Origin of the sequence: Streptomyces soli, from assembly GCF_003999195.1 — a bacterium.
Classification (GTDB): domain Bacteria; phylum Actinomycetota; class Actinomycetes; order Streptomycetales; family Streptomycetaceae; genus Actinacidiphila; species Actinacidiphila soli.
Window position 1 is genome coordinate 74328 of the sequence record NZ_RJVR01000227.1, and the last position, 8456, is coordinate 82783.

Consider the following 8456-nt stretch of genomic DNA (forward strand, 5'->3'; position numbering starts at 1 on the left):
GGGCTCCACTCCATTCTTGAGGACCAGAGGACCCACCTGCATGCGACTGGCCCCTGGCAGTCCCTGGCGTCATTGGCGCAACTGGCGTACGCGGCACAGGATCGCTGCCGGGACGGCCGCGCTCGCCGTGCTGGCCGGGGGCGGCGTCGTCACGGTCGCCGCCGCCGACAGCCCGGCCCCCGTCCATCGCGAGGACCGCGTCATGTCCATGCCCGAGACGGCGGGCAGCACGCAGCGCGTACGGATCGACACCTCGTTCTTCACCTCCGGCGGCTCGGGCCGGCGGCCCGCCGTACTGCTCGCGCACGGCTTCGGCGGCAGCAAGGACGACATGCGGCCCGAGGCCGAGCGGCTGGCACGGGACGGCTACGCGGTGCTGACCTGGTCCGCGCGCGGCTTCGGCGCGTCGACCGGGAAGATCGGGCTCAACTCCCCCGACCGCGAGGTCGCCGACGTGCGGCGGCTCATCGACTGGCTCGGCAAGCGCAACGACGTGCAGCTCAACGGCCCCGACGATCCCGTGGTCGGCATCGCGGGCGCGTCGTACGGGGGCGCGATCTCGCTGCTGACCGCCGGGTACGACAAGCGGGTCGACGCCATCGCGCCCGAGATCACCTGGTGGAATCTGGCCGACTCGCTCTTCCCGCAGAACGCCTCCGGGCAGGCGACCGACTCCGGGGTCTTCAAGAAGCTGTGGGCCGGGATCTTTTTCACCACCGGCACGACCTCGACCACCACAGCCCCGAGCGGTGGCGGGAAAGCCTCGTCGACCTGCCGTTTCACCACCGAGCTGTGCGCGATGTACGACGCGGCCGCCGTGTCGGGCCACGCCGACGCCGCCACCGTGAAGCTGCTGGAGCAGTCCAGCCCGTCATCGGTCGCGGCCAGGATCAAGGTGCCGACGCTGGTAGTGCAGGGCCAGAACGACTCGCTCTTCCCGCTCGGCCAGGGCGACGCCATCGCGCGCGCCGTGGCCGCCAACGGCGCGCCGGTGTCTGTGGACTGGACGTCCGGGGGCCATGACGGCGGCGACCAGGAGGCGTCGCGGGTCGAGGCCCGTACGGTGGCGTGGTTCGACCGCTACCTGAAGCAGGACAAGAGCGCCAACACCGGCCCGGCCTTCCGCGTCACCCGCACCGGTGGCGTGGACACCACGGACGGGCAGACGGTGCTGCGCGGCGCGAGCTCGGCGGCGTACCCGGGCCTGAGCGGCACCGGCAGCCGTACGGTGGCGCTGACCGGCAAGGCCCAGACGGTGTCGAACCCGGCGGGCGGCTCCCCGCCCGCGATCTCCTCGCTGCCCGGGATCGGGGCGCTCTCGCAGCTGTCGCAGTTGTCGAGCCTCGGGCAGGGCCTGTCGCTGGACTTCCCCGGGCAGCGGGCGGTCTTCGACTCCGCGCCGCTGACCTCCGCCCTGCAGATGACCGGCTCGGCCCGCACCCGGGTCACCGTGAAGACCGACGCGCCGGCCGGTGCGGTGCTCTTCGCCAAGGTGTACGACGTCGGGCCGGGCGGCAGTGCGTCGCTCCCCCACCAGCTGGTCGCTCCGCTGCGGGTCACCGCCTCGGGCACTGTCGACGTGACGCTGCCCGCGCTGGACCACTCGTTCGCCGCCGGGCACCGGCTGCGGCTGGTCCTGGCCACCACCGACCTCGGCTATTCGTCGCCGACCGCCCCGGCCACGTACACCGTCTCCCTGCCGGCGGGCGCGGCCCTGACCGTGCCGACGGATACCGCGCTGACCACGGCGCAGGCCGGGCTGCCGGTCTGGGCGTGGGGTCTGCCGCTGGGCGCGGTCGCGCTGGCCGCCGCGCTGCTGCTGATCGGGCGCCGCCGGCCGGAGCGGACTGCCGAAGAGGAGCCCGCCGAGGTGCCGTTGGAGATCGCCGGGCTGTCGAAGCGCTACCACGGCGCCGCCGACCGCTACGCGGTGCGGGACCTGTCCTTCCGGGTCGAGCGCGGTCAGGTCCTCGGCCTGCTCGGGCCCAACGGCGCGGGCAAGACGACGACGATGCGCATGCTGATGGGGCTGATCCGGCCCGACGCGGGGACCATCCGGATCTTCGGGCACGAGATCACGCCCGGCGCACCGGTCCTGTCGCGTGTCGGAGCCTTCGTGGAGGGCGCGGGCTTCCTGCCGCACCTCACCGGCCGGTCCAACCTGGACCTGTACTGGCAGGCCACCGGCCGTCCCGCGCAGGACGCCCATGTCGAGGAGGCGCTGGCGATCGCCGGCCTCGGCGAGGCGCTGGACCGGGCCGTGCGTACGTACTCGCAGGGCATGCGGCAGCGGCTCGCCATCGCGCAGGCCATGCTCGGGCTGCCCGACCTGCTGATCCTCGACGAGCCGACGAACGGCCTCGACCCGCCGCAGATACGCGAGATGCGGGCGGTCGTCGCACGGTACGCGGCGACCGGGCGGACCGTGATCGTCTCCAGCCACCTGCTGTCCGAGGTCGAGCAGAGCTGCACGCATCTGGTGGTCATGGACAAGGGCCGGCTGATCGCCGCCGGTCCGGTGGACGAGATCAGCGGCAGCGGCGGCACCCTCTTCGTCGGCACCGGCGAGATGACAGCCATCGCCCTGGAGGAGACGGCCCACAAGCTGGCCGGACTGCCCGGCGTGGCGGCGGCCGACGTCGCCGAGGCCGGGTTGCTGGTCCGCCTCGACGGCCTGAGCGTGCACGAGCTGCTGGCCGAACTCCTGCGGCTGGAAGTGCCGGTGGAGCGGGTCGGCCCGCACCGCCGCCTGGAGGACGTCTTCCTCACCCTGATCGGAGGTCCGGCATGACCGCCGGTACGGATACCACGGGCGCCGCGCCCGGTTACCGCCCGCGCCGCACGCTTCCGCTGCGCGTGGAGGCGGTGCGCCAGCTGCTGCGCCGCCGGACCCTGGTGGCCTTCGCGGTCGTGGCCGGGCTGCCGGTGGTGGTGTGGGCGGCCTTCGCCATCGGCGGGACGCCGGGCGAGCGGAACGGCACCACGACGCTCATCGATGTCGCGACGAGCTCGGGGCTCAACTTCTCCCTGGCCGTTCTCTTCGTCTCCTCCGGCTTCCTCCTCACCATCCCGGTCGCTCTCTTCTTCGGCGACACGGTGGCCTCCGAGGCGAGCTGGTCCTCCCTGCGCTATCTGCTGGCCGCGCCGGTGCCCCGCGCCCGGCTGCTGGCGAGCAAGCTGCTGGTCTCGCTCGGCTTCAGCGCCACCGCTGTGCTGGCGCTGCCCACGGTGGCGCTCGTGGTGGGCACGGCCGCGTACGGCTGGAGCGACCTGCAGCTCACCACCGCCGGTTCGCTGCCCCCGGGCACCGCGGTGCAGCGGCTCGTGATCATCGCGCTCTACGTCTTCGTCAGCCAACTCGCCGTCGCGGGCTTCGCCTTCTGGCTCTCCACCGTCACCGACGCCCCGCTGGGCGCGGTCGGCGGCGCGGTGGGCGTCGCGATCATCTCCAACATCCTGGACGCCATCACGGCCCTGGGCTCGCTGCGGAACGTCCTGCCGACGCACTGGCAGTACGCCTGGGCCGACGCCCTGCAGCCGGGGCAGCTGGAATGGGCCGGGATGATCAAGGGCACGTCGGTGTCGGTGTCCTTCGCGGTGGTGTTCTTCGCGCTGGCGTTCCGGGGCTTCCGTAAGAAGGACATCGTGTCCTGACCGGACTGACCAAGAACCGGACTACTGGGTGAGCCGTTTGGGGGCGGCCTGCCGCCACGAGTCGGCGAGGATGGCACGCAGCGAGCCGCCCCATCCACTACGAGGGCGACCTGTCCTGCGCCGACACCGACCTCTACTCGCGCATGTACGCCGACCACGCCGAGACCGCAATCATCGGCAAGCGCGAGGAACTGCCCCGGGCCGACCCGGAGCTGGACGCCAAACGTCGCTCGCTGCCCTTCATTCTCTGCGAGTACGCACACGCGATGGGCAACGGCCCCGGCGGACTCAGCGAGTACCAGCGGTTGTTCGAGACCTACGAGCGGCTCCAGGGCGGCTTCGTGTGGGAGTGGATCGACCACGGGATCAGGAAGCGGACCGAGGACGGCACCCCGTACTTCGCCTACGGCGGCGACTTCGGCGAGGAGCTGCACGACGGCAACTTCGTCTGCGACGGGCTGCTCTTCCCGGACCGTACGCCCTCGCCCGGGCTGGTGGAGTACAAGAAGGTCATCGAGCCCGTCCGCATCGAGGGCGACCCGGGCAGCGGCAGCGTCCGGATCACCAACACCCATGACTTCACCGACCTTTCGCATCTGCGCTTCGCCTGGTCGTACGAGATCGACGGCGCCGGCGTCGCCCAGGACGCGCTGACCGTGCCGCCGCTCGCCGCCGGTGAGTCGACGGAGCTGAAGCTGCCGGTGCCGGAGGCGGCCGGGCTGCACGGCGAGGCCCACTGGCTGGTGCGGGCCGTCCTGCGCGAGGACACCGCGTGGGCGGAGGCGGGGCACGAGGTGGCGTGGGGCCAGCGGCCGGCGGTGAGCACGCCCGGGCCGGCGGGTCCTGAGCCGGTGCCGCACACGCCGCGCGCCGGGGAGGGCGGGGTCCTGGTGTTCGGAGCCGGCACCTTCGACGCCGCGACAGGCGAGCTGCGGTATCTGGACGGCTTCCAGGTGGCCGGCCCCCGGCTGGACGTCTGGCGGGCGCCGACCGACAACGACCTGGGCGCGCCATGGCACGCCCGGACAGGGCCGTCAGCCGGCCGGTCGCGGCGGACGGCTGACCGGCCCCTTACGCGCGGGCGCTGTCCGGCTCGGAGGCGCCGTGCGGGGGCTGGGTGGCGGACTCGGGTTCGTCGGTGATGGGGGGCCAGGCCTGCCGGGTGGGGGTGGCGATGGCACGCCACCAGGGGTCGAGGGGGAGGCCGACGGCCGGCTGGAAGGGCTCGCCGGGACGCGGCGCGACGACGGTCGCCCCGGCGAGGCGGCCGGCGGCGACCGTGCCCTCGGCAGGGGCTTCCCACGGGTGCGGGGCGAGGTTGAAGGTGCCCCAGTGGATAGGGAGCATGACGCCGTGCCCCGGGTCGCCGCCCTGGAGGTCGACGTGGGTACGGACGCCCTCCTCGGGTGTCATGTGGATGTCGGGCCAGAACTCGCTGTACGCGCCGATCTGGATCATGGTCGCGTCGAACGGTCCGTACGCCGCCCCGATGTCCTGGAAGCCGGGGAAGTAGCCGGTGTCCCCGCTGTGATAGACGCGGTGCTCGGGCCCTGCGACGACCCAGGACGCCCACAGCGTGTGCTGGGTGTTCCGGATCGCGCGGCCGCAGAAGTGGCGGGCGGGGGTGGCGGTGAGGGCGAGGCCGGCGACCTGGGTGGACTCGTTCCAGTCGAGCTCGGTCATACGGTCCTCGGGCACCCCCCACCGCTGCAGGTGGGCGCCGACACCGAGCGGTACGACGAATCTGGTGCCGGTGCCGGCCAGCGCGCGCACGGTCGGCATGTCGAGGTGGTCGTAATGGTCGTGGGAGATCACGATCGCGTCGACCGTGCCCAGCTCCGCGAGTGGCACGGGCACCGGGTGCAGCCGCTTGGGGCCGACAAAGTTGAAAGGCGAACAGCGCTCGCCCCAAACGGGGTCGAAGAGCACACGCCGCCCGTCGATCTCGGCAAGGACACTCGAATGGCCCATCCAGGTGAGCCGAAGCCCGGTGGCGGGCGGCGCCGCGAGCTCGGCGAGGGTCGCCTCGGCTCCGTACAGGGGGATCTTCCCGGCGGGAGCGCGGCGGGAACGCTCCTCCTTGCGGAAATACGTCTGTAGGAACTTGAGCATCGAGCCGGCGGGCGCCATGCGGGCGGCCACCGGGTTGGTGAACACGCCATCTGCGAAGTTGGGCGACCGCCGGATCCGCTCCATCCTGTCCCCGGAGGGGTTGTCGCCGAAGGCGGGGATGAGAGCGGCGAGCGGAGAACGCTTCGGACTGGAGCCGGTCACGGCACCTCCCGGTAGTCGGCGGTCACGATCGCGCCGAGAGCCGCGGGGCTCCGGCAGAACCAGTATGTACAGCGACAACTCCTACAACGGGCATTCCAGTTCCGCGCCTCCTCGTCGTCATTTCCTGAAGTCGAGAGATACCCGGTCGGATACCGGTACATAGCCGATCCGCTGGTACAGAGCGTTGCTCGTGGGATTGGCGAGGTCGGTGAAGAGCAGCATCTCACCGGCGCCGGCATCCAGCGCGGCCCGGCTGACGGCGGCCGTCACGGCGCCCGCGTAGCCACGACCGCGCAGGTCGGAGGGGGTGTAGACGGGGGACACCCGGGCGGCGCCGGCCACCGTACGGGAGACACCGGCGAGGGAGACCGGGTTACCGTCGATCTCCCAGAGGGTGAGGCCGCCGTAACGGAGGCGGTCGTCCACCTGCCGCTCCCAGGCGATGTCCGAGGCACCCAGGTCAACGGTGAAGGCCTCGAACCACTTCACCAGCAGGTCCCGGTCGGCGACCGTGCCCACCCGGGCCCGGCCCGGCGGCATGGGGTCGGGCGGCAGCAGCTCGGCCAGCCGGTAGAGGCGACTGCGCCGGTTCACCGATATGGCGGCTCCGGTGCGGGAGTGCCAGGCGTCGGCGAAGGCCTCGGCTGTTCGCTGCTCGGCTGTGACGCCGGGCAGCGGTCGGTCGAGGTCCCACAGCCCGGCCAGGGACGCGGCGGCGGCGCCGGGAAGCGGTGTGAGCAGGAGGGGACGCGGCAGGGTCTGTACGAAGGCGCCCTCGGCGGCGCCGCCGGGGCCGGTCCACCAGCCGAAGAGCCGCGACTCGTCCCCATGCGCCGTGCGATCGCCGAGGCGCACCGTCTCGGTGACGGTGAGCAGCACGGTGTGCTCCGCGGGCCGCGAGCGCAGGAAGTCGCCCGCGGCCGCGAGAAAGTACTCGACATCGTCCGTCAGGTTCCACGCCATGCCGCTCATGCTGCCGCCCCCGACGACTGTCCCGCACCCGGTTTTCGGGCGGCTACTTGTCCTGCCGGATCGCCCAGCGGCCGTCGACGGCGGTCGGCGCCGGGAGGCCGGAGGAGCCGTCGGGGGTGATCGGGCAGACCGCGACGTAGACGTGCCGGCCCTTGTCCAGCCCCTGGGAGAAGGGCAGGGAGACGATCTGCCGACCGGGCGTGGCGAGCACGTCGGCGATGATCTCTTGCCAGGAGCCCACCGACGCGCCGTCCCTCCACTCGTGCACCTCGCAGCGGACCTGGAAGTGCGCGCCTGCCGGGATGCCTTCCAGGACGAGGCGTCCGTTGAAGTCGGCCCAGGTGGAGAGGGAGACGTAGCCGGGGTGGTCGCCCGCAGCGTGTGCTGCGGCCGGCGTAGTTCGTGCCGTCGGAGCGCCGTTCGAGGTCGAGCCAGTGGATGAAGCCGGGTCCGGCGTAGGGCTTCACAGCGGCGGTGTTTTGGCGGCCTCGTCGTCCACGTTCTGGTTGGGCCAGCCGTAGTGGTAGGCGCCGGGGACGAGTCCGGCGGCCTTGATGCCCGTGATGTGCTGCCTGAAGTGCGCGTCGCGGGTGTGCCGGCCCTCGCTGGCCTTGGCGAAGGCGAAGGCGAAGGCGACGCCGTCCGCCTTGTGTGCGGCCCAGTCCTGCGGTCCCTGGTAGACGGAGACGTCGATTCCACGGCTGGTTCCCATGGCTGCCTTCGTTCGCGTCCTGCCAACTTCTGTACGTACAACCTCGATTCAAGCACGCCCGGGCTGGCCGTAGGCGCGATCCACGCGAAGCTTCAGCACCAGGCGCCGGTCCTGCACCATGGCGCGGCGGTAGTCGTCCCAGTCGGGGTGGTCCTCGCCCCGTACGGAGCGGTAGAGGTCGATGAGCTCTTCCACGGTGGCGTCATGGGCATCGGCGGCGACCGGGGTCAACTCGGCGGTGCCCTCGGCGACGGTCCAGGACCAGCGGTCGGCACTGGTGACGTGGTAGCTCGCGCGGGGGTCGCGGCGCAGATTCCGGGTCTTGGCGCGGTCGTCGGTGAGGGAGACGCGCAGGATCCGCTCCTTGGGGTCGTAGTGGTGAGTCACGTTGGACAGCTGGGGGCGGCCGTCGCGCTTGATGGTGACCAGCACACCGCCGTTGGTGTCGGCGAGGAGCTGGAGAAGGGCGTCCTGGGTGGCGTCGGTGTCGGTCATGTTCGGATCAACGAGCGTCGGGCGGCAACGATTCCACCGCGACCCCCGCCGGGGTGACGCGGGCGCGGTGGACGGTGCCGTCCGGCCAGCTGACGGTCACCTCGTGGTCGGTCACGTCGACCGACGCGAGGGTGTGGAGCGGCGGGGCGTCGGCGTCGGTGAGCCTCGCCAGGCATACGAAGAGATCGCCGGAGGGGTCGGCCGTCGTACCGGTGAGGGCAGGCGTGGCCGCCGGCCCGTACGCCGTGGGCGCGGGCGGCAGGACCGGCGCCTCGGCGAGGCCGTGCAGGGGGTGCAGCTCCGAGCGCAGCCCCGGCCGCGCCGCCCAGCCGGTCTGCCGTACGGCCGT

General features: G+C 72.3%; 7 protein-coding genes and 2 pseudogenes. 3 read left to right on the top strand and 6 right to left on the bottom strand.

The window, feature by feature from the left end; translation table 11 throughout:
* Positions 1 to 40: 40 nt before the first annotated feature.
* The 3 genes and pseudogenes from EFK10_RS22645 to EFK10_RS22655 form a co-directional block, all read left to right on the top strand.
* The gene (locus EFK10_RS22645; RefSeq protein ID WP_127357481.1) at positions 41 to 2791 is read left to right on the top strand and encodes an alpha/beta fold hydrolase; all 2751 of its coding nucleotides are present in this window, start codon (positions 41 to 43) and stop codon (positions 2789 to 2791) included.
* The gene (locus EFK10_RS22650) at positions 2788 to 3654 is read left to right on the top strand and encodes an ABC transporter permease (protein WP_127357482.1); all 867 of its coding nucleotides are present in this window, start codon (positions 2788 to 2790) and stop codon (positions 3652 to 3654) included. Before EFK10_RS22645 ends, EFK10_RS22650 begins: the two co-directional genes overlap by 4 nt.
* Before the next feature lie 83 nt (positions 3655 to 3737).
* Positions 3738 to 4670, top strand: a pseudogene (locus EFK10_RS22655) (glycoside hydrolase family 2 TIM barrel-domain containing protein); the annotation flags it as partial.
* Between the two features lie 55 nt (positions 4671 to 4725).
* On the opposite strand, the gene EFK10_RS22660 reads toward EFK10_RS22655, so the two are convergent.
* The 6 genes and pseudogenes from EFK10_RS22660 to EFK10_RS47690 form a co-directional block, all read right to left on the bottom strand.
* Positions 4726 to 5928 (bottom strand): MBL fold metallo-hydrolase, encoded by a 1203-nt coding sequence (locus EFK10_RS22660; RefSeq protein ID WP_127357483.1) that lies wholly within the window; start codon positions 5926 to 5928, stop codon positions 4726 to 4728.
* A 117-nt stretch (positions 5929 to 6045) separates the two neighbouring features.
* Positions 6046 to 6891, bottom strand: coding sequence for a GNAT family N-acetyltransferase (locus EFK10_RS22665; protein ID WP_127357484.1), 846 nt, complete (start codon positions 6889 to 6891; stop codon positions 6046 to 6048).
* A 52-nt stretch (positions 6892 to 6943) separates the two neighbouring features.
* On the bottom strand, positions 6944 to 7141 hold the full coding sequence (locus tag EFK10_RS50735) for a hypothetical protein (RefSeq protein WP_240677396.1): 198 nt from the start codon (positions 7139 to 7141) through the stop codon (positions 6944 to 6946).
* Positions 7142 to 7363: 222 nt separating this feature from the next.
* On the bottom strand, positions 7364 to 7612 hold the full coding sequence (locus EFK10_RS50740; RefSeq protein ID WP_240677397.1) for a GH25 family lysozyme: 249 nt from the start codon (positions 7610 to 7612) through the stop codon (positions 7364 to 7366).
* 48 nt (positions 7613 to 7660) lie between these two features.
* Complete coding sequence (locus tag EFK10_RS22675) at positions 7661 to 8107, bottom strand: PPOX class F420-dependent oxidoreductase (RefSeq protein WP_127357485.1); 447 nt, start codon at positions 8105 to 8107, stop codon at positions 7661 to 7663.
* Positions 8108 to 8114: 7 nt separating this feature from the next.
* Positions 8115 to 8456 (bottom strand): annotated as a pseudogene (locus EFK10_RS47690) (DUF2264 domain-containing protein); the annotation flags it as partial.

Bases quoted from the DNA above. Each gene is read 5' to 3' on its own strand.
- EFK10_RS22645 (WP_127357481.1), top strand. From the start codon at position 41: ATGCGACTGGCCCCTGGCAGTCCCTGGCGTCATTGGCGCAACTGGCGT.
- EFK10_RS22650 (WP_127357482.1), top strand. From the start codon at position 2,788: ATGACCGCCGGTACGGATACCACGGGCGCCGCGCCCGGTTACCGCCCG.
- EFK10_RS22665 (WP_127357484.1), bottom strand. From the start codon at position 6,891: ATGGCGTGGAACCTGACGGACGATGTCGAGTACTTTCTCGCGGCCGCG.
- EFK10_RS50740 (WP_240677397.1), bottom strand. From the start codon at position 7,612: ATGGGAACCAGCCGTGGAATCGACGTCTCCGTCTACCAGGGACCGCAG.
- EFK10_RS22675 (WP_127357485.1), bottom strand. From the start codon at position 8,107: ATGACCGACACCGACGCCACCCAGGACGCCCTTCTCCAGCTCCTCGCC.